This is a genomic window from Sphingomicrobium sp. (assembly GCA_036563485.1).
GTDB lineage: Bacteria > Pseudomonadota > Alphaproteobacteria > Sphingomonadales > Sphingomonadaceae > Sphingomicrobium.
Genome location: DATCMI010000001.1, coordinates 1524152 through 1543746 on the forward strand (window position 1 = coordinate 1524152; position 19595 = coordinate 1543746).

Here is a 19595-nt window from a genome sequence, read left to right on the forward strand (position 1 = left end):
GCCTAGCGGTTGCGATCGAGCGCGACTCCGTACAGCTCCATGCGATGATCGACGAGGCGATAGCCGAGCTTCTCCGCGATCCGCCGCTGGAGCATCTCCAGCTCCTCGTCGACGAACTCGATCACATTGCCGGTCTCGACATCGATCAAATGGTCGTGGTGCGCGTCCGACGCGGCTTCGTAGCGCGAACGGCCGTCGCCGAATTCGTGCCGGTCGAGGATCCCCGCCTCCTCGAACAGGCGGACCGTCCGATAAACGGTCGCGATCGAGATGTTCGGATCGACCGCGGACGCACGGGCGTGCAGCGTTTCGACATCGGGATGGTCGTCGCTGTCGCCGAGGACCTTCGCGATCACCTTGCGCTGCTCGGTGATCCTCAGGCCCTTTTCGGCGCACAGCGCCTCGATATCGATCGTCCGCGTCATGACCTCAAACTAGGTCCGCGCCGCGCGGTCGTCCAGCAAGCTTACTTGCCGCCCCGGGTCTTGCGGCGCTTGGTGCCAAGTCCGATCGACTTGGCAAGGGTACGGCGCTGCTCGGCATAATTGGGCGCGACCATCGGATAGTCGGCGGAAAGTCCCCACTTCTGGCGATATTCCTGCGGCGTCATTTCGTGATTGGTCATCAAGTGGCGTTTCAGCATCTTCTGGCGGCTGCCGCATTCCAGACAGGCAATCGATTCCGGCTTCACCGATGAACGGATCGAGACCTTCGGCTCCGGCTTTTCTTCCGGCGCGCTACTCGAGCCGGAAATGCCCGAGAGGGCGGCGTGTACGTTTTGAATGAGGTTCGGCAAGTCATTCACGGCAACGCTGTTGTTGCTGACATGTGCAGCGACAATGTCGGCAGTTAGCGTCAGCAGTGTGTCTTCGGTCGCTTCATTATCGGCCATGTTCGTCCCCGAGCAGATGTTCGCGCGAAAGATTGCGCGCTAAGCTCGGCAGTAAGCAGCGACTGCGCGCAGTGCAACTGGACGAAAGGCAGTAGCGAAAAAGATCAGAGATCGCGGGCGAGCGTAATTGCGTCGAACCTGTCGCCGTTCGGCGCATGATAATAATTGCGGCGGCGGCCGACCGGCGAGAAGCCGGCGGCTTCGTACATCGAGGTCGCGGGATTGCCGTCGCGGACTTCAAGATGGACCCGGGATACCTGTTCGAGCCGTGCGCGGTCGATGAAGTCGGTGAGCAGCAACTTGCCGACTCCCCGCCGGTGATGGTCGGGAAGGACTGCGATCAGCAGCAGTTCGGCTTCGCCGGCAACGGTGCGGAACAGCGAAAAGCCGATCGCGGCATCGCTCCGCCGGTCGATTGCAAGGACCAGGAAGACGCCGCCCATCGGCAGGATTCCGCTCAGCTGCGAGCGCGTCCAGGCCTCGCCATAGCGGTCGCCAAAGGCGCCCTGCATGATGGTCATGACCGGATCGATCTGGTCGGCCGAGCCCGGTTCGATCTTCACGTCTTCGGTGATTGCCGGGGTGGCCATCAGGCGGCCCGCCGCGGCTGCGCATCGGGCGCGCGGGCGTAGACTGGACGCGCGGCAAGGCTGCGCTCGTGCGGGAGCAGGCGCAGCGCGTTGGCGGCGGACGGCCAGGCCTCGCGGGCTTCCCCAAAGCCGCGCGCTTCGACGAGCTGGGCAGCGCCCGACCCGACCACCAGCTGCGCGGACACGAACTGCGCTGCCTCAGCGGGGGCGAGGTTGCGAAGCTCGGACCTAGCTTGTCCGTCTGTGAACTGCTGGACGAACAGCTCGCCGTGACCGCCGACCACGGCAGCGGCGACTTCGCCGGATTGCTCGGCGCCAGCCGCGACAAGCGCGAGTGACGACATGCCCTTGAGCTCCGCCCCCCATCCGATCGCCAGTCCGTGCGCGGCGGCGATGGCCACGCGAATCCCGGTGAAGCTGCCCGGGCCGACGCCGACGAGAATGTGCTCGGCGCGGCGGCCGTCGAGCAGCTCGGCGATCATCGGAACCAGCCGCTCAGCATGGCCGCGGCCGATCAGCTCATCGCTTCGCGCGATGCACTGCGTTCCGTCGAACAAGGCGGCGGTGCAGGCTGAACTGGACGTGTCGAACGCGAGCAGCATCGCTTGGGATAGTGGTCACATGCGGCGCGGCGCCGCAACCCCTCACACCGCTTCGACGGATTCCACTTCGGGGACGTAGTGGCGGATCAAGCTTTCGATGCCGCGCTTCAGCGTCACGGTCGACGAAGGGCACCCGGAGCAGGCGCCCTGCATCGCCAAAAAGAGGCGGCCGTCCTTGTAGCCGCGATAAACGATATCGCCGCCGTCCTGCGCGACCGCGGGGCGGACGCGCGTTTCGATCAGATCCTTGATCTGGTCGATGATGTCGGCGTCCTCCGGGTTCTCGTCGAAGTCGTCGGCGGCGACATGGATGCCCGCAGCCGATCCGGCGGTGAACAGCGGTGCGCCGGTGACGAAATGATCGAGCAGGGTTTCCAACACCAGCGGCTCCAGGTCAGTCCACGAGACGCCGGGAGCGACGGTGACTGAGACGAAGTCGCGTCCGTAGAACACGCCTTCGACCATGCCGCTGTCGAACAAAGCCTTTGCTAGCGGCGAGGCCTCCGCCGCCTCCGCATCGGGGAAGTCACGGGTGCCCGCTTCCATGACCGTCTGGCCGGGCAGGAACTTGCGGGTCGCCGGATTGGGCGTCTGTTCGGTGCGGATCAGCATGGCCGCGATGTGGCCCTGATCGAGGGCTGCTTCAAGGCGCAGGTCATGATGCGCCGAACGTATGCGCCCACAGCTGGACCGCCGCCCACCAGGCCGCGGCAAAGGTGAGGGAGACCAGCACCAGGCTGGCGATGGTGGCGACGAAGCCGGCGATCACCAGCATGCCGTCGCGGTACAGGAGAGCCAGCGCGAAGAGGGTCAGCGCGAGAGCCGGCGCGTGATTGCCAAGCGGGATCGGCAGCCACAGGATGGCCGAGAGCGCGAGTCCGACGGCGCCAATCACGCGCGTTCCGCGGTGGTTGGTCAGCCAACACAGCCGGGGCTTGAGCACGCGGCCGATGCGCTGCTCCCAAGGAGCCATCTTGGCGGCAACCTTGGACAGCAGCGGCTTGCCGATGCCGCGGTCGTCGAGCTTGCGCGGGAACCACGGCCGGCGGCGGCCCCAGGCCATTTGCGCAGTGATGATGATGAGCGGGATGCCGGTGACGGTGGTCGTGCCCGGCGGAAGCGGAAGCAGGTTCACCGCCGCGAAGATCAGCAGCATTCCGCCCCAGGCGCGATCGCGCAGCCGCGCCGATAACTCGCGCAGCTTCAGGCGGTCGCTGCCGTGCCGCTCGGCAATGTGCGCGAGCAGCTGCGCGAAGGGCAAAGGCTGGGCCGTGGCGTCGATCGGGTTGCTGCTCATGCGGGGCGCTTAGGGGAGAGGTGCGCCGCCGACGACCCACCGCGTGACGGCGAGCGCAACGGCGAGGCAGAGGAGCGCCGCCCACCATTTGGCGCGCCGCATCGGCTCGACGCCCGCCGCGGCTTCGCCTCCGCCGGTGATCATCGGCATGATCAGCTTCTGGCCCCGCAAACGATAGAAGAGGATTGCCGCGACATGGAGCGCGATCAGCGCGAGGATGACGTTGAACAAGCTTTCGTGAATCTCGGTGGCGGCCGCCGAGGTTTCGAAGGACACAAGGCTCGCGAGCGGGCCGGCGAACAGCCCGTCCTCGTCCTCGGCGACGAGGCCGAGGCCCACCTGCGCGGCGATGACCACGAGCATGGCGATGACGCTAAGCGCTCCGAGCGGGTTGTGGCCGATGCCCTGCCACTTGCCGCCGAGATAATCGCGCACCGCCGACGGGCCACGGACGAAGCTGGAGAAGCGCGCCGTCGAGCTCCCGAAAAAGCCCCACAGCAAGCGAAAGAGCAGGAGCGTCATGACGCCGAAGCCGGACCAGATGTGCCAGTCCATGTGGTGGTTTTCCGCCGACCACCAGCTGAAACCGATCAGGCCGGCGAGCGTCCAGTGGAACAGTCGGAGCGGAAGATCCCACACCGGCTGCGTGCGGCTTCCGTCGTTCAGTGCTTCATCTCCGCCCGATACTTGTCGTGGCACGCCTTGCAGGTGCCGCCGAGGTCGGCGAAGCTCTTCTTGATCGCCGCGATGTCATTGCCGCCGGCCGCCTGGTTGAAGGCTTGCGCCGCTTGCTGGAAGTTCGCGGTTTTGGCGGTGAAGTCCTGAGCATTGGCCCAGATTTCCGGCTTCGCTCCCGTCTTGCCGACGTCCGGCCCCGAGCCCTTCGGGAACTGCGATGCCGTATATTTCGACTGTTCGGCAATGGTGCTGGCGGACTGCCGGATTGCGCCGAGATTGGGAGTGTCGGACTCGAGCTCGCGCCGAACCGCCTTCGACGCCTTGCCAATCTTCTCCATCGACTCATGGCGCTCGTGCATGGCGAGCTTCGCTTCTTCCTTGCTCACCGCCGCGCCGGTCATGGCGCTGAGGTCGGTCGAGGTCGCCGTCGCCGGCACGCGCTGGCCCATGCTGATGTTCGCCTGCGCATCATTGGCCTGGCTTTCCTGCGGGCCGCCGCAGGCAGCGAGCAGCGCGAGGGGCAGGGTGGTTGCGAGAAAGGCAATGCGCATGTCGGCTCCTACTTGTCCTGAGGCGGGATCCAGCTGTCGTCGATCATCTTGATCAGCGCCGAGAAATCCTTGTTGGCGCCGCCGCGGTCGACGAAGCGCTGGTACAGTTCCTCCGCCTCGGCGCCCATCGGCGTATAGGCCCCGACGCTCTGCGCGGCTTCCTCAGCGAGCTTCAAGTCCTTGAGCATCAGCGCGGCGGCGAACCCGCCTTCATAGTCGCGGTCGGCGGGGGTCTCCGGGCCGACGCCGGGCACGGGGCAATAGCTCGTCATCGACCAGCTCTGGCCCGAAGCCTTGGACGAAATGTCGAAGAAGGTCTGAAGGTTGAGGCCGAGCTTCTGCGCTAGCGCAAAGGTTTCGCAGGTGGCGGCCATCGTCGCGCCGAGGAGCATGTTGTTGCAGATCTTCGCCGCCTGTCCGGCGCCGGCCTCACCCGCATGGATCACGGCCTTGCCCATCTGCTCGAGGAAGGGCCGCGCGCGCTCGAAGCCCTCGTCCGAGCCGCCGACCATGAAGGTCAACGTGCCCTGGTTCGCCGCAGCGATGCCGCCGGAAACCGGCGCATCGACGAACTCGAAACCAAGGCCGCGTAGCGCTTCGCCGACGGTCTTGGCGGTCGCGACGTCGATGGTCGAACAGTCGATCATCATCACGCCCTTGGCGGCGTTCGGCGCGACCTCCTCATTGTAGACGGCTTTCACATGCTTGCCGGCCGGCAGCATGGTGATGACGACTTCCGCGTCCTTGACTGCGTCCGCCGTGGACGCTGCGCGGATCGCCCCATGACCTTCGGCACGCGCGAGCGCATCGTCGGAAAGGTCGAAGGCGTGAACTTCGTGCCCGGCCTTGACCAGGTTCGCGGCCATGCCGCCGCCCATGTTGCCAAGCCCGATGAATGCAATACGCGCCATCAGCGTCCCTTCCAGTTACCCGGCCGTTTTTCGACGAAGGCGGCCATACCCTCTTTTTGGTCCTCTGTGCCGAACAGGCCGTGGAACAGGCGGCGCTCGAAACGGATGCCTTGGCCGAGCGGAAGCTCGAGCGCGGCATTGACCATTTCCTTGCAGGCGATCGCCGCGAGCGGCGGCATGCCGGCAATCGTCTCGGCAGTCTTCATCGCCTCGTCGAGCAGCTGATCGGCCGGCACGACTTTGGCGACCAAACCGGCTCGCTCCGCTTCTTCGGCGCCCATCATCCGGCCGGTCAGGCACATCTCCATGGCCTTGGCCTTGCCGATCGCCCGAGTCAGGCGCTGCGAACCGCCCATGCCGGGCGTCACGCCGAGCTTGATCTCTGGCTGGCCGAACTTGGCCGTGTCCGCCGCGATGATGAAGTCGGCCATCATCGCCACTTCGCAGCCGCCGCCAAGTGCGAAGCCTGCGACCGCGGCGATCCACGGCTTGCGCGTCGCGGTGACTCGCTCCCAGCCCGCGAAGAAGTCCGACGAATACATGTCGGCAAAGCCTTGGCTCGACATCTCCTTGATGTCGGCGCCGGCCGCGAACGCCTTTTCGCCGCTGCCGGTCAGCACCAGGCAGCGCTGGCTGTCGTCGGCATCATACTTGCCGAACGCATCGATCAGCTCGCGCAGAACCTCGCTGTTGAGCGCGTTCAGCGCCTGCGGGCGGTTGAGGGTGACCAGCGTCACCGCGCCGCGCTGTTCGACGAGGATGTTCGTGTAGTCGCTCAAGAAACCGTCTCCACCTGGGGGAAGGGCGTCCATTCTTCGCTCGAGGGCAGAGGCGCGAAGAGGATGTCGAGCATTTCGTCGGTCACCGCTTCGGGTGTCGCCGGATCCCATTGCGGGTCGCCGCTTTTGTCGATCAGAAGCGCGCGCACGCCTTCGCGGAAATCATGTGTCCGGACGACCCGCGAAGCGAGCGCATATTCGGCGCGCATCTCGTGCTCGAAGCTCTCGCGCTTGCCGCCCTCCGCGAGAAGGCGCAGCGAAACCTTGCACGACAGCGGGCTCTTCGAACGGAGCGTCGCAAGCTCGCTGTTCGCCCAATCGCTGTCCTCGGCTTCCAGTGCGGCAAGCACGTCTTCGTAGCGGTCGGACGCGAATAGCCGGGTGATCTGGCTGATATTCGCTTCGATCTTCGCTTCCGGCGCGGTGCTGGCCGCTGCGCCGATGGCGCCCTGCACCCGGCCCGGGGACTTCATGATCCGGTCGAGCAGGTCCGCGATCCCGGCCTGTTCGACATAATGCGTCGCCAGGTTGAGGTAGGCGCAATCCGAGCCGTCGAGCCGGGCGCCGGTCAATGCCATATATTCGCCGACCCGGCCCGGCAGGCGCGACAAATACCAGCCGCCGCCGACATCCGGGAACAGGCCGATGCTGGTTTCCGGCATCGCGAACCGCGTGTTCTCGGTAGCCACGCGGTAGGTGCACGGAAGCGAAATGCCGACCCCTCCGCCCATGGTGATGCCGTCCATGATCGCGACCGTCGGCTTGTCGTAGGTGAACAGCAAATGGTTGAGGCAATACTCGGCGAAGAAAAAGCGCTTGGCGTCTTCCGCATCCTCGGCGCCGCTACGCGCAAGCATGACGACATCGCCGCCGGCACAGAAGCCGCGGCCTTCGGCATGGTCGATGACGACGACCTGCACGGCATCGTCGCTGCGCCAGTCGAGGAGCGCGCGGCTCATCTTCTCGCACATTGCGGTGGTCAGCGCGTGGATCGCCTTGGGGCGGTTGAGCCGAATACGGCCGACCCCGCTTTCGACGCTGGTCAGAACATCGTCAGTCACTGGCGAAGCATGTCCCGGCTGACGATCACGCGCATGATCTGATTGGTGCCTTCGAGGATCGAATGAACGCGAAGGTCGCGCCAGAAGCGCTCGATCGGATAATCCTGCAGATAGCCGTAGCCGCCATGCAGTTGCAGCGCGCGGTCGACCACCGACGATCCGGTGTCGGTGGCGAGCCGCTTGGCCATTGCCGCGAAGCGCGTCTTGTCGGGCGCGTTGGCGGTCACCTTCGCCGCTGCGACGTAAAGTAGGTGGCGGGCGGCCTGAAGCTCGGTCTCCATGTCGGCGAGCGTGAACTGCGTGGCCTGAAAATCGGCGATCGGGGTTCCGAACTGCTTGCGTTCCTTGGTGTAGTTGACCGCTTCGTCGAGGCAGCGCTGGGCCCCGCCGAGAGAGCAGGCGCCGATGTTCAGGCGGCCTCCATCGAGGCCCATCATGGCGATGCGGAAGCCTTCGCCTTCGCCGCCGACGCGGTTGGCTACGGGTACGCGAACCTCGTCGAAATTGACCTGCGCGGTCGGCTGCGAATGCCAGCCGAGCTTCTTTTCCTCCGCGCCGAAGCTGACGCCCGGCATGTCCTTCTCGATCACCAGGCAAGAAATGCCCTTCGGACCTTCTTCGCCGGTGCGGACCATGGTCACATAGACCTCGTTCTCGCCGCCGCCCGAGATGAAGGCCTTGGAGCCGCTGACAACGTAGTGGTCGCCGTCCAGCACCGCCTTCGTCTTGAGCGCGGCGGCGTCGGAGCCGGACGAGGGCTCGGTCAGGCAATAGCTGCCCATCCGCTCCATCGTGATCATCGACGGCAGATACTTCTGCTTCACTTCCGCCGAGCCGAAGCGGTCGATCATCCAGCTCGCCATATTGTGGATCGAGATGAAGGCGCTCGTCGACGGGCAGCCGTAAGCCATGGCTTCCATGATCAGCGCCGCCTCAAGCCGTCCGAGGCCGATTCCGCCGCTTTCTTCCGACACGTAGATGGCGCCGAAGCCGAGCTCGGCGGCTTCGCGGATCGTGTCGCGCGGGAAGATGTGCTTTTCGTCCCACTCGGCCGCGTTGGGCGTGATCGCGTCGGCGGTGAACTTGCGGGCCATCTCCTGGATCTGGAGCTGGTCTTCGGTCAGGTCGAATTGGCTCATATTGCGGGCGCTCTAGGATGCAGCCCGAAAGTCAGCAAGGGTGGGCAGGGGCGTTCATTCGGCGTTTTCGGCTGCCTCGTTGGCTTCGGGCGCCGTGATGCCGTTTTGCAGCTCGGACGAGGGCGTGGCGCTGCTCTCGTCGGCCGGAAGCATCTCGACATCCGCATTGGCGGGGATCTGCCCGGTCGGCATGCCTTCGTCGACGTCGATGTTCTCCTCGTTGGTGGCAGCCTTCTCGCCACCGCCGCAAGCAGTCAGCAGGGCAGCGGCGAGGGCGACGATGTAAAATCTAGCATTTGGCATAAGTGAAGCTCGCTGCTGGGTCGGTTTCGGTGCGTACCAGCTTGTTACCCTGAACCTGGAGCGCCTGAAACTTGCTCCATTCCATGCCTTCGCCGGTGAAGTTGAAACGGCCTTTGACGCTATCGTCGTCGAACACCACGTCGGCCCCGGGAACGGCCCGCGATTCGTAGAAGCGAAGCTCGGTCGCGCTGACGGTCAGGAGCCCCTTGGCATCGCCGCGCGTCGAGGTGCAGTCCGCCGGGTTGAGCCCCCAGCGGCCATGTAATGAGGCAGGGATCGACCCAGCCGACGTCGCGGTGACCGGCGCGACATCGCTAGTGGGCGCCTCGCCCGCCGCCTCGGGCCCGCGGTCGGTGCTCGGTTGCGGCAGGCTGGCGCCGTTCGCGTCGTTGTCGACGGGGTCGGGTCCGCCGCCGCACGAGGCTAGCAGAAGGCCTGCTAAAAGAAGGGAGAACCGGAACCGCATCGCAAAGGTAACGCGACGCGGCCCCGGTCGTTTCAACCGTCCGACTAGGGACTTAGCCCATGGTCGGGATGACGAAGGCGTTCTCGCCCGTCACCGAACCATCCGGCCAGCGCTGCGTCACGACCTTGTTCTTGGTCCAGAAGCGCAGGCCTTCCATGCCGTACTGGCCAATGTCGCCGAAGCCGGAGCGTTTCCAGCCGCCGAAGCTGTGATAGCTGACCGGCACCGGGATCGGCACGTTGACGCCGACCATCCCGACGTTGACGCGCGCGGTGAATTCGCGTGCCGCATGGCCGTTGCGGGTGAAGATCGCCACGCCATTGCCATACTGGTGCTCGGACGGCAGGCGAACCGCTTCCTCGAAGTCGCGGGCCCGGACCATCTGCAGGACGGGCCCGAAGATCTCGTCCTGGTAGCTCCGGAAGTCCGGCTTCACATGGTCGAAGAAGGTGGGGCCGATGAAGAAGCCTTCTTCGTGCCCCTGCAGCTTGAAGCCGCGGCCGTCGACGACGAGCTCGCCGCCCTCGTCGATGCACATCTGGATGTACTGCTCGATCCGCTCCTTGTGCGCCGAGCTCACGACCGGGCCGTAGTGGGCCTCGGCATCGGTCGATACGCCGACCCGCAGCGCCTCGATAGCTGGGATCAGCTTCTCGCGGAGGCGCTCGGCGGTTTCGTCACCGACGGGCACCACGACCGGCAGCGCCATGCAGCGCTCGCCTGCCGAGCCGAAGGCGGCGCCGGTCAGGTCGTTGACGACCTGGTCGAGGTCCGCGTCGGGCATGACGATGCCGTGGTTCTTGGCGCCGCCGAACGCCTGCACGCGCTTGTTGTGCGCAGTGCCGCGCGAATAGATGTACTGGGCGATGTCGGAGGATCCGACGAAGCTGACTGCGGCGATGTCCGGGTGGTCGAGGATCGCGTCGACCATTTCCTTGTCGCCGTGGACGACGTTGAGGACGCCGTCCGGCAGGCCCGCTTCCTTCATCAGCTCGGCAAGGCGCACGGGGACGCTCGGATCGCGCTCTGAAGGCTTGAGGATGAAGGCATTGCCGCAGGCGATCGCCATGCCGAACATCCACATCGGGATCATCGCGGGGAAGTTGAACGGCGTGATTCCGGCGCCGATGCCGAGCGGCTGGCGCATCGAATAGACGTCGATACCCGGGCCGGCGCCGACCGTATATTCGCCCTTCAGCGCCTGCGGGATGCCGCAGCAGAATTCGATGACTTCGAGGCCGCGCTGGATGTCGCCCTTGGAGTCGGCGATCACCTTGCCGTGCTCGGAGGAGAGCAGGTGCGCGAGCTCGTCCATGTTCGCTTCGACCAGCTCTTTATACTTGAACATGACGCGGGCGCGGCGCTGCGGGTTGGTCGCGGCCCAGGCCGGCTGGGCGGCCTTGGCGGCGTCGACCGCCGTCTGGAGGTCGGCTGCGGTGCCGAGCCTTACGCTCGCCTGCGGCTTGCCCTGATTGGGGTCGAAGACCTCGCCGGTCCGGTCGCCGGACACATAGCTCTCGCCGTCGATGAAATGGTCGATGTCACGCAACATGGGGGGTCGATCCTGCGCTGGTTTCTAGGGGTTGCGGCTCCCCTAGACCCCGCCCGGCTCAATTTCCAGTTGGGCAGTTCGCGTAATGGCCCCTGGTCAGCGCCTGCCATGCGGCTCGCCCTTTGGGCTGCAGCCGCTCCGCTGGCTATTGGTCCTTGGCCATCTTGGCGCGGTACGCCTCGATGCTGATCGGCCGGCCCAGGAAGTCCTGCACCAATTGTGCGGCGGGCTTGGTGCCGCCGGGCTCCAGGACCAGCCGGCGGTAGCGTTCGGCCGTGGCTCGGTCGTGCAGCCCGTTCTTCGCGAAAGCGGTGAACAGGTCGTCCGAAATCACCACTGACCAGCGGTAGGTGTAATAAGCGGCGCCATAGCCGCCGAGGTGGCTGAACGAGTCCTGGAACTGGGTGAATTCCGGGAGCGCCAGGAGGTTGTACTTGGCGTCATATTCGCGCGCCGCCGCGCCGAGGTCCGCCGGTGCCGGTCGCGAATAATATTGCAGCGCGATGTTCGACAGGCCGAGCTGGCGCATGTCGTCCATGCCGATGCTGAAATAGCGCGCCTTGTTCATCTTCTCGACAAGCTCGGCGGGGATCGGCTTGCCGGAGTCATCGACCGCGAACTGCTTCAGCGTGTCATAATCATAGACCCAGTTCTCGAGCATCTGGGACGGCGCTTCGACGAAGTCCCACTCGGTCGCGACGCCGCTCTGCGCCGCCCAGCGCTTGTTCTGCCCGCCGAAGATGGCGTGGAGCAGGTGGCCATATTCGTGGAGGAAGGTCTCGACATCCTCATGTTCCATCAGCCCGGTCTTGTGACCGCCGGCGGGCAGGTTCATGACCAGGGCAGCGACCGGCACGGAGCCGCGCACGCCGTTGCGAAGCGGGACCGCATTGGCATGCTCGTACTTGCCCGGGCGGGGGTGTGAATCGAAATAGAAGCGGCCGATCAGCTTGCCGCCGTCGTACATTTCATAAGCTTCGACCTTCTTTGCCCACAGCGGCGTCTTCCACGGGCGGATGTCGACGCCGAACAGGCTCTCGGTCAGCTTGAGAACGCCGTCGCGAACATTGTCGTAGGCGAAATATTTGCGCGCTTCCTGCCGGTCGTAGCCGTACATCTGCTTCTGGACGAGCTGGCTGACATAGCCATTGTCCCACGGCTGCAGCTTGGTCGCACCGGGCTGCAACTGCTGCAGGACGGCGAGTTTCTTCGCATAGTCGCGCTCCGCCGCAGGCCTTGCAGCCGCGGCCATCTCGTCCATCAGCGCCTGCACCTTTTCAGGCGTGTTGAGCATCCGGTCCGCGAAATTCAGCGAGGCGTAGTTCGGCCGGCCGACGAGCTTTGCAAGTTCGTCTCGTTTGTCGATCAGCTGGCGAAGCACGGGATCGTTCGCCGGATAGGCGCGCTGCATATATTCGCGGTAGAAACGCTCCCGGACCGCGCTGCTCTTCGCGTAAGTCATGACCGGGCCGTAGTCGGTATAGTCGGTCTTCAGCGTGATCTTGCCCTCGGTGCCGGGCTTGTGCGCGTCCATGAAGTCCTGCGGCAGTCCGTCGAGCTCGGCCGCAGTGGCCGTGATGCTCCGCTGGCCCTTGGGGACGTTGGCTTCGAACTCGGTAGTAAGCTTGGCGATCTCATCGCTCAGCGCCTGCGCCTTCGCGCGGCCGGCGGCGTCGAGGCCGATACCCGCGAGCTCGAAGCCCGTCAGAACTCGAGACAGATAATATCTGGTGGTTTCGTCAGCGGGTGCCGGAATGGCATTGATCCGCTCGTAGATCGGGCGCGACAGGGCCATTTTGTTACTCTCCGCCGCCGCCCGCACCTCGCACTTTTCGCCTGCGGTCCGCGCAGCCGCCGTGGCGCCGGTCTCGCGATAGAGCGTCACCTCGGCGTTGGTGGCGGCAACCTGGTTGACGAGATCGTCGAACGCGCGGAGCGTCCCGTCGACGGTCGCCGAGCCCTTGCTCTTCTCAAGCGCGGTTCGCATCGCTGCTGCCCGCCCGATCATCAGGTTGCACCGCTGGTTGATCTGCGCTGCCGTCGGCACACCGGTAAGGATGGGCGGGATCGCCGGGGCGCTCAGCGCCGCCGAACCGACCAGGCACGAGCTCGCGAACAGAAGCTTGGCAAAGTGACGCATCAGATCCCCCCGACGAATATGTGGCGCGCAGCCTAGCGGAGGCACTGTGCCTAGCCAATCGGCGGTTCGGCCCGCTAGGCAGCGGCGCGATGGCATCCCGCAAGAGCCGCCTTACCGACCAGCCGGCCGAGCAGCGCCCGCTGCTGGCCATCGCACTTCGGCTGGCGGCAGCCGTGCTCCTCGCCTTGATGTTCGCGGGCGTGAAATGGGCAGGGCGGCACGGCGTCGGCGTGATCGAGAGCTTGTTCTATCGCCAGCTCGGCACGGCCTTGTGCGCGCTCGGCTGGGTCGCGGTGGGGCCGGGGTTCGGCTCGCTGCGGACGCAGCGCGTCGGCGCCCACGTCGCACGGATGCTGATCGGGCTGGTGGCGATGGGCCTGAACTTCTTGGCCTTCATGCTCCTCCCGCTCGCCGAAGCGACGACGATCGGCTTTTCGGTACCGATCTTCGCGACCATGCTGGCGGCGCTGGTGCTCGGCGAGCCGACCGGCAAATGGCGGTGGGGCGCCGTCGTGATCGGCTTTGCGGGCGTCCTCGTGATCGTTCAGCCGGGGTCGAGCCACATCGGCCTTTATGGCGGTGCCGTGGCGATCGCTGCGGCCCTAACCACGGCGTGCGCGATTATCGCCATCCGCCGCCTCGGGGCTACCGAAGCGGTCGGGACCACCGTCTTCTGGTTCGGCGCCAGCTCGCTCGTGCCCCTGGCGCTGGCGATGCCCTTCCTCGGACAGTCGCATGCGCCGTCGACCTTCGCCGTCATTGCGGGGTTCAGCCTCGCCGGAGGGCTTGCCCAGCTGGCGCTGACCGGATCGTTGCGCTTCGGCCCGGTCGCGCTAGTCATGCCGATGGATTATAGCTCGCTGCTCTGGGCGAGCCTGCTCGGCTGGCTGCTGTTCGCGCAATTGCCGTCGCACTGGACGGCGCTCGGCGCGCCCATCGTCATCGCCGCGGGCCTGGTGATCCTGTGGCGCGAGCAGAAGCTGCGCAAGGCGGCCATGGCGGCTCCGGCACTCGGCGGCTGAAGCCAAGTCTGCGTTCGTGCGTTACGGGTACGAAAGGAGCTTGGCATGGCCGGCGGATGGACGCGCGACGGCGCGGTTCAGGACCAGATCGACGATACGGTGAAGGACGCCATCGCGCGTGCCCGTGCGCTGGCGCCGAAGGGTGAGAGCGCCGAGGAATGCGACGATTGCGGAGAGCCGATCCCGAAGAAGCGCCGTGAAGCGTTGCCGGGCGTGCGCACCTGCGTCGCCTGCCAATCGGAACGCGACAAGGCGATCGTTCATTCGACCATCAACCGCCGCGGCAGCAAGGACAGCCAGCTGCGCTAGTCGCTGTTGCAACTTGCGCGCTTTGCAGGCGTAGGAGAGGGGATGCCCCGCAAGCGCCAACCCGCCGAACTGCCCAGCCGCAAGCAGATCCTCGACTTCATCGCCTCGTCCGACCAGCCGGCCGGCAAGCGCGAGATCGCCAAGGCTTTCGGGATCCGCGGCGATGCGAAGATCCAGCTGAAGAAGCTGCTCAACGACATGGGCGACGAGGGGCTGATCGAAAGCGGCCGCGGGCGCGCCTTCAACAAGATGGGCGGCATTCCGCGCGTCACGGTTCTCAGGATCGTCGACAGCGACGACAGCGGCACCGTCTATGGAACGCCAGAGCAGTGGGAGGCGGATACGCCTGCCCCCAAGCTGCGCGTGATCGAAAAGGAGCGGCGCGGCGCGCTCGGCATCGGTGACCGCGTGCTCGCCCGCACCGAGGAGCGTGGCGGGAAGCATGTGGCGCACCCGCTCAAGAAGCTCGCGAAGAAGACGGAACTGGTGCTCGGCGTGCTCCGGCAGGACGGCAACCGCTTCTGGTTGACTCCCGTCGAGAAGAAGGAGCGGCGGGAGCTTGCCGTCAGCGACGCCGGAGAAGGCGAAGCCGGCGATCTCGTGCTGTGTGAGCTTTCTGGCCGCGGGCCGCGGGTCACCGCGCGCGTGGACGCGGTGCTCGGCGACCCGTTCGCGCCCAAGAGCTTCAGCCTGATCGCCATCCACAAATATGAGCTCCCGCACGAGTTCCGGCAGGCCGCGCTCGACGAGGCTGCGCGCGTGTCCAAACAGCCGCTCGGTGAGCGCGAGGACCTGACTCACCTGCCGATCGTCGCGATCGACCCGCGCGACGCGCGCGACCATGACGATGCGATCTGGGCCGCGCCGGACGACGCCGAGGACAATAAGGGCGGCTGGAAGGCGATCGTGGCGATCGCCGACGTCAGCTTCTATGTCCGGCCCGGATCGGAGCTCGACAGGGGCGCCCGTGCGCGCGGCAACAGCGTCTATTTCCCGGACCGCGTCGTGCCGATGTTGCCGGAGGAGCTGTCCGCCGACATCTGCTCGCTCAAGGAGGGCAAGGAGCGGGCGGCGCTGGCCTGCCACCTGACCGTCGCCAAGGACGGAACGCTCAAGAGCTGGCGCTTCACCCGGGCGAAGATCCGCGTCGCTGCGAACATCGCCTATGAGGACGCGCAGGTGGCGATCGACGCGGCATCGGAAGAGCGCACGTACGTGTCGTCTCCGACCTGTTCGATGCCCGACATCGAAACGGCAGTGCCGAAGCAACTCGTCGATGATGCGCTGAAGCCGCTGTGGGGCTGCTGGCGGGCGCTTCTCTCCGGCCGCAACAAGCGCGAGCCGCTCGAGCTCGACCTACCGGAGCGGCAGGTGGTGCTCGACGAGAAGGGGCGGATCACGTCCGTGGCGGCGCGCGAGCGGCTCGACGCGCACCGACTCGTCGAGGACTATATGATCGCCGCCAATGTCGCGGCGGCGCGGGCGCTCGAAGCCAAGAAGGCGCCCGTCATGTACCGCGTCCACGAGGCGCCGAGCCGGGAGAAGCTCGAAGCGCTCAAGGACTATCTCGAGACGTTCGGGATCGAATTCACGCTTGGCCAAGTGATCAAGCCGTCGACCTTCAACCGCATCATCGACCGGGTCGGCGAGAGCGACTTCCGGCCCGAAATCATGGAACAGCTGCTGCGGACGCAGATGCAGGCGCGCTATGGCCCTGAGCGGCTCGGGCATTTCGGGCTCGCGCTCGCGACTTATGCCCACTTCACCTCGCCGATCCGCCGCTATGCCGACCTGCTTGTCCACCGGGCGCTCGTAACTGCCTACAACCTCGGCGACGGCGGCCTTCCGGTGGAGGACGCCGGCAAGTTCGACGAGATCGGCGAAGCGATTTCGCGGCTTGAGCGGCGGGCGATGGAAGCGGAGCGCGAGACGGTCGACCGCTACGTCGCGGCTTACCTTGCCGACCATGTCGGCCAGATCGTCGAATGCCGGATCACCGGCGTGCAGCCGTTCGGCTTCTTCGCGACGGTCGTTGAGTTCGGTGGCGACGGGCTGGTGCCGGTGTCCACCATCGGCAGAGAATATTTCCGCTACGACGAGAAAGCGCAGCAGCTGGTCGGCGAAGACAGCGGCACGGCCTACCGGCAGGGCCAGAAGATCAGGCTGCGCATCGCCGAGGCCAATCCCGTCTCGGGCTCGCTGCGCTTCGAGCTGCCGGGCGAGAGCGAAGGTTTCCGTGATGAGGATGGGCCGCAGCGTGACGAACGCAAGCCACGCCGGGACCGGGTCCGCCATCCGCAGGGCCGCCGCGGGCGGCCCGGCAACATCAGACATCAATCGAAGCGGCGCTGAGCAGGAGAACAGTCATGGCTTACAAGATCGCGATCATCGTCGGCAGCTTGCGTGAGGAAAGCATCAACCGAAAAGTCGCGCGGTCCATCTGCGCCCTTCGCGACGACGGGCTCGACTGCTCGATGGTCGAGATCGGCGACCTGCCGCTCTACAATCAGGACTATGATGCGCTACCGGAGCAGCCGGAGGCTTATTCACGCTTCCGCGAGCAGGTCGGGTCGGCCGACGGCGTGCTGTTCGTCAGCCCGGAATATAACCGCGGCGTCCCAGGCGTGCTGAAAAATGCCATCGACGTCGGTTCGCGCCCGTATGGACACAGCGTGTGGAATGGGAAGCCGGCGGCGATCGTCACCGCGTCTCCAGGCTCGATCGGTGGGTTCGGCGCCAACCACCAGATTCGGCAGGCTGCGGTGTTCCTGAACATGCCGGTGATGCAGCAGCCGGAAGCCTATCTAGGCCATGTGACGGACGACAGCTTCGACGAAAGCGGCCGCCTCAAGGAAGCCGGCCTCAAGGACGTCGTCACGAAGCTCGCGCACGCGTTCCACGAGTGGGTCGACATGGTCCATCGCTCCCGCGCCGCGCTCGCCGCCGAATGAAGGACCACGCCTGACACTTGGCTCCGGCGCAGGAACCGGTAAGCTCCCGCAACGAACTGGGGAGGACGATCGATGCACATGACCTGGCTTTCACGCTTCGAGCCGCAGCTTCACGCGATCCTGCGGATCGTCGTCGGGCTGCTGTTCCTCGAACATGGAATGCAGAAATTCCTGTCCTTTCCGCCGGGCGACTATGCCGGCATGGGACTGGCGCTCGACAATCCGGCGGCGTTCGCAGGCATCGTCGAACTCGTCTGCGGTTTCCTGGTGCTGATCGGTCTCTTCACGCGTCCGGCGGCTTTCCTTGCATCCGGCACGATGGCTGTCGGCTATTGGATGGCGCATGCGCCGCAGAACCCGTTCCCGGTGAACAATGGCGGCGACGCGGCGATCCTCTACTGCTTCGTCTTCCTCTATCTTGCCGCTGCCGGCGCAGGGCCGTGGAGCGTGGACGCAGCGCGGCGCGACAACACGCCTAGGTGACCTTGGATCGCGCCTTGAAGCGCGGCTGATTCCATTCGCCGGTGCTGAGGATGTCCGCGAGGATCGCTGCAGCGCCGACCGCATCGGCGTAGTTGTTGTAAAGCGGCGCGAAGCCGAAGCGCATCAGATTCGGCGCGCGGAAGTCGCCGACCACGCCGCGCGCGATCAGCGCCTGCATCACCGCGTAAGCCTCCGGATGAGCGAAGACGACGTGGCTCCCGCGCTGCGCCGGGTCACGCGGTGACGCGAGCGTTACTTGCGCGCCGCAGCGACTTTCGACCTCGTCGATGAACAGTTGCGACAGCTTGCGGGACTTGGCCTGCAGGTCGGCCATCGCGATGCCGTCGAACGCGTCGAGCCCGGCGCTGAGCGCAGCCATGCCGAGGATCGACGGCGTACCGGTGAGGAAGCGGGAAATGCCGCCGACCGGCCGGTAATCGTCCGCGAAGGCGAACGGCTCGGCATGGCCCATCCAGCCTTGCAGCGGATTGGCGAGCTCCCCCTGAAGCCGCTCGGCGACATAGATGAAGGCCGGCGCGCCCGGCCCGCCGTTGAGATATTTATAGCCGCAGCCGACCGCGAGGTCGCAGCCGCTGCCTGTCAGGTCGAGTTCGACCGCGCCAGCGCTGTGCGAAAGATCCCAGACGGTGAGCGCTCCCGCCGCATGCGCGGCCTCGTTGATCGCGCGCATGTCCTGAACGGCGCCCGATCGATAATCGATGTGGGTCAGGGTGACGACGGCGGTCTGGCGGTCGATGGCGCTGATCAATTCATCCGACGCGACCGTGCTCAGCTCCAGCCCCAGCATGTCCGCCAGGCCCTGCGCGACATAGAGGTCGGTCGGGAAATTGCCACTTTGGCTGAGGATCGTCCGCCGTTCCGGCCGCGCTCGGACGGCTCCCGCCAGCAGCTTGAACAGGCAGACGCTCGTCGAATCGGCGATCAGCAGCTCGTTCGGCTTCGCGCCGACGATCGGTGCCAGCTTGCCGGCAATGCTCGCCGGCCAGTCGATCCAGCCATGCTTGTTCCAGCTGGCGATCAGGTCGTCGCCCCATTGCCGCTCTGCCGTCTCGGCAAGCGCCGCCGGCGCCGCCTTCGGCAATGCGCCTAGCGAGTTGCCGTCAAGGTAGATGACGCCTTCCGGCAACCGGAAGCGATTGCGTGCAGAAGCTAGCGGGTCGGCCGCGTCGAGTTCCTGTGCGTCTTCGGGGCTCACAGCCGCGGAAGCGTAACCCCGCGCTGGCCCATATATTTGCCGGCGCGGTCGGCGTAGCTGACTTCGCACGGCTCGTTGCCCTGAAGGAACAGGAACTGGCACGCGCCTTCGTTGGCGTAAACCTTTGCCGGCAGCGGCGTGGTGTTCGAAAATTCGAGCGTCACATGGCCCTCCCAGCCGGGCTCCAGCGGCGTGACGTTGACGATGATTCCGCAGCGCGCATAGGTCGACTTGCCGAGGCAGATGACGAGCACGTCGCGCGGTACCCGGAAATATTCGACGGTCCGCGCAAGCGCGAAGCTGTTGGGCGGGATGATGCAACAGTCGGTCTTTCGGTCGACGAAGCTGTTCGACGCGAAATCCTTGGGGTCGACGACGGCATTGTCGACGTTGGTGAAGATCTTGAATTCGTCCGCGACGCGCGCGTCATAGCCATAGCTCGACAGGCCGTAGCTGATGCAGCCTTCGCGCCGCTGCGCCTCGACGAACGGCTCGATCATGCCGTTCTCCTGCGCCTGTTCTCGAATCCAGCGGTCGGACAATATCGCCATGACAGACGCCTAACCGCGCCTCCGGACGCCTTCAATCGAGCCAATCTTTTTGCTGTGGATAGCGGGGCCGCGGATTGTGCCACTTTCGCAGACCCTGCATTG

At 65.7% G+C, this 19595-nt stretch carries 23 protein-coding genes; 5 read left to right on the plus strand and 18 right to left on the minus strand.

The window, feature by feature from the left end; genetic code table 11:
• Positions 1-2: 2 nt before the first annotated feature.
• The 16 genes from VIL42_07885 to VIL42_07960 all read right to left on the minus strand — a co-directional run bounded on the left by VIL42_07885 (position 3) and on the right by VIL42_07960 (position 12961).
• Positions 3-425, minus strand: coding sequence for a Fur family transcriptional regulator (locus VIL42_07885; GenBank protein ID HEY8592770.1), 423 nt, complete (start codon positions 423-425; stop codon positions 3-5).
• Positions 426-466: 41 nt separating this feature from the next.
• Complete coding sequence (locus VIL42_07890; GenBank protein ID HEY8592771.1) at positions 467-892, minus strand: MucR family transcriptional regulator; 426 nt, start codon at positions 890-892, stop codon at positions 467-469.
• A 104-nt stretch (positions 893-996) separates the two neighbouring features.
• Positions 997-1482 (minus strand): GNAT family N-acetyltransferase, encoded by a 486-nt coding sequence (locus VIL42_07895; protein ID HEY8592772.1) that lies wholly within the window; start codon positions 1480-1482, stop codon positions 997-999.
• A complete protein-coding gene (tsaB, locus tag VIL42_07900; protein ID HEY8592773.1) occupies positions 1482-2084 on the minus strand; it encodes a tRNA (adenosine(37)-N6)-threonylcarbamoyltransferase complex dimerization subunit type 1 TsaB in 603 nt (200 codons plus the stop codon). The genes VIL42_07895 and tsaB overlap by 1 nt, the downstream gene beginning before the upstream one ends.
• Positions 2085-2126: 42 nt before the next feature.
• Positions 2127-2696, minus strand: a complete 570-nt coding sequence (locus VIL42_07905) for a NifU family protein (GenBank protein HEY8592774.1) — start codon at positions 2694-2696, stop codon at positions 2127-2129.
• 43 nt (positions 2697-2739) lie between these two features.
• Positions 2740-3381: an exopolysaccharide biosynthesis protein gene (locus VIL42_07910; GenBank protein HEY8592775.1), complete on the minus strand. Its 642-nt coding sequence runs from the start codon at positions 3379-3381 to the stop codon at positions 2740-2742.
• Positions 3382-3390: 9 nt separating this feature from the next.
• Positions 3391-4080 (minus strand): cytochrome b/b6 domain-containing protein, encoded by a 690-nt coding sequence (locus VIL42_07915; protein ID HEY8592776.1) that lies wholly within the window; start codon positions 4078-4080, stop codon positions 3391-3393.
• The gene (locus tag VIL42_07920; protein ID HEY8592777.1) at positions 4044-4610 is read right to left on the minus strand and encodes a cytochrome c; all 567 of its coding nucleotides are present in this window, start codon (positions 4608-4610) and stop codon (positions 4044-4046) included. The genes VIL42_07915 and VIL42_07920 overlap by 37 nt, the downstream gene beginning before the upstream one ends.
• An 8-nt stretch (positions 4611-4618) precedes the next feature.
• A complete protein-coding gene (gene mmsB, locus VIL42_07925) occupies positions 4619-5521 on the minus strand; it encodes a 3-hydroxyisobutyrate dehydrogenase (GenBank protein HEY8592778.1) in 903 nt (300 codons plus the stop codon).
• Positions 5521-6300, minus strand: coding sequence for an enoyl-CoA hydratase (locus VIL42_07930; protein HEY8592779.1), 780 nt, complete (start codon positions 6298-6300; stop codon positions 5521-5523). Before VIL42_07930 ends, mmsB begins: the two co-directional genes overlap by 1 nt.
• The gene (locus VIL42_07935) at positions 6297-7361 is read right to left on the minus strand and encodes an enoyl-CoA hydratase/isomerase family protein (protein HEY8592780.1); all 1065 of its coding nucleotides are present in this window, start codon (positions 7359-7361) and stop codon (positions 6297-6299) included. The genes VIL42_07930 and VIL42_07935 overlap by 4 nt, the downstream gene beginning before the upstream one ends.
• Positions 7358-8500, minus strand: a complete 1143-nt coding sequence (locus VIL42_07940; protein ID HEY8592781.1) for an acyl-CoA dehydrogenase family protein — start codon at positions 8498-8500, stop codon at positions 7358-7360. Before VIL42_07940 ends, VIL42_07935 begins: the two co-directional genes overlap by 4 nt.
• Positions 8501-8554: 54 nt before the next feature.
• Complete coding sequence (locus VIL42_07945; GenBank protein ID HEY8592782.1) at positions 8555-8803, minus strand: hypothetical protein; 249 nt, start codon at positions 8801-8803, stop codon at positions 8555-8557.
• On the minus strand, positions 8790-9269 hold the full coding sequence (locus tag VIL42_07950) for a hypothetical protein (protein HEY8592783.1): 480 nt from the start codon (positions 9267-9269) through the stop codon (positions 8790-8792). The genes VIL42_07945 and VIL42_07950 overlap by 14 nt, the downstream gene beginning before the upstream one ends.
• Before the next feature lie 52 nt (positions 9270-9321).
• Positions 9322-10818, minus strand: coding sequence for a CoA-acylating methylmalonate-semialdehyde dehydrogenase (locus tag VIL42_07955; GenBank protein HEY8592784.1), 1497 nt, complete (start codon positions 10816-10818; stop codon positions 9322-9324).
• A gap of 148 nt (positions 10819-10966) precedes the next feature.
• Positions 10967-12961 carry a M3 family metallopeptidase gene (locus VIL42_07960; GenBank protein HEY8592785.1) on the minus strand — a complete coding sequence of 665 codons (1995 nt, stop codon included), beginning with the start codon at positions 12959-12961 and terminating at the stop codon, positions 10967-10969.
• An 89-nt stretch (positions 12962-13050) separates the two neighbouring features.
• Here VIL42_07960 and VIL42_07965 point away from each other — a divergent pair, with 89 nt between their 5' ends.
• From VIL42_07965 to VIL42_07985, 5 genes are all read left to right on the plus strand, one after another.
• Positions 13051-13983, plus strand: coding sequence for a DMT family transporter (locus tag VIL42_07965; GenBank protein HEY8592786.1), 933 nt, complete (start codon positions 13051-13053; stop codon positions 13981-13983).
• A gap of 45 nt (positions 13984-14028) precedes the next feature.
• Positions 14029-14292 carry a DksA/TraR family C4-type zinc finger protein gene (locus VIL42_07970; GenBank protein HEY8592787.1) on the plus strand — a complete coding sequence of 88 codons (264 nt, stop codon included), beginning with the start codon at positions 14029-14031 and terminating at the stop codon, positions 14290-14292.
• A 42-nt stretch (positions 14293-14334) separates the two neighbouring features.
• The gene (locus VIL42_07975; GenBank protein ID HEY8592788.1) at positions 14335-16644 is read left to right on the plus strand and encodes a VacB/RNase II family 3'-5' exoribonuclease; all 2310 of its coding nucleotides are present in this window, start codon (positions 14335-14337) and stop codon (positions 16642-16644) included.
• 14 nt (positions 16645-16658) lie between these two features.
• A complete protein-coding gene (locus VIL42_07980; GenBank protein HEY8592789.1) occupies positions 16659-17243 on the plus strand; it encodes an NAD(P)H-dependent oxidoreductase in 585 nt (194 codons plus the stop codon).
• Between the two features lie 78 nt (positions 17244-17321).
• Positions 17322-17726, plus strand: a complete 405-nt coding sequence (locus VIL42_07985; GenBank protein HEY8592790.1) for a DoxX family protein — start codon at positions 17322-17324, stop codon at positions 17724-17726.
• Here the strand turns inward: VIL42_07985 and kynU are convergent.
• Complete coding sequence (gene kynU / locus VIL42_07990; GenBank protein ID HEY8592791.1) at positions 17719-18942, minus strand: kynureninase; 1224 nt, start codon at positions 18940-18942, stop codon at positions 17719-17721. The genes VIL42_07985 and kynU overlap by 8 nt on opposite strands.
• Positions 18939-19493: a dCTP deaminase gene (gene dcd / locus VIL42_07995; protein ID HEY8592792.1), complete on the minus strand. Its 555-nt coding sequence runs from the start codon at positions 19491-19493 to the stop codon at positions 18939-18941. The genes kynU and dcd overlap by 4 nt, the downstream gene beginning before the upstream one ends.
• Between the last annotated feature and the right edge of the window lie 102 nt (positions 19494-19595).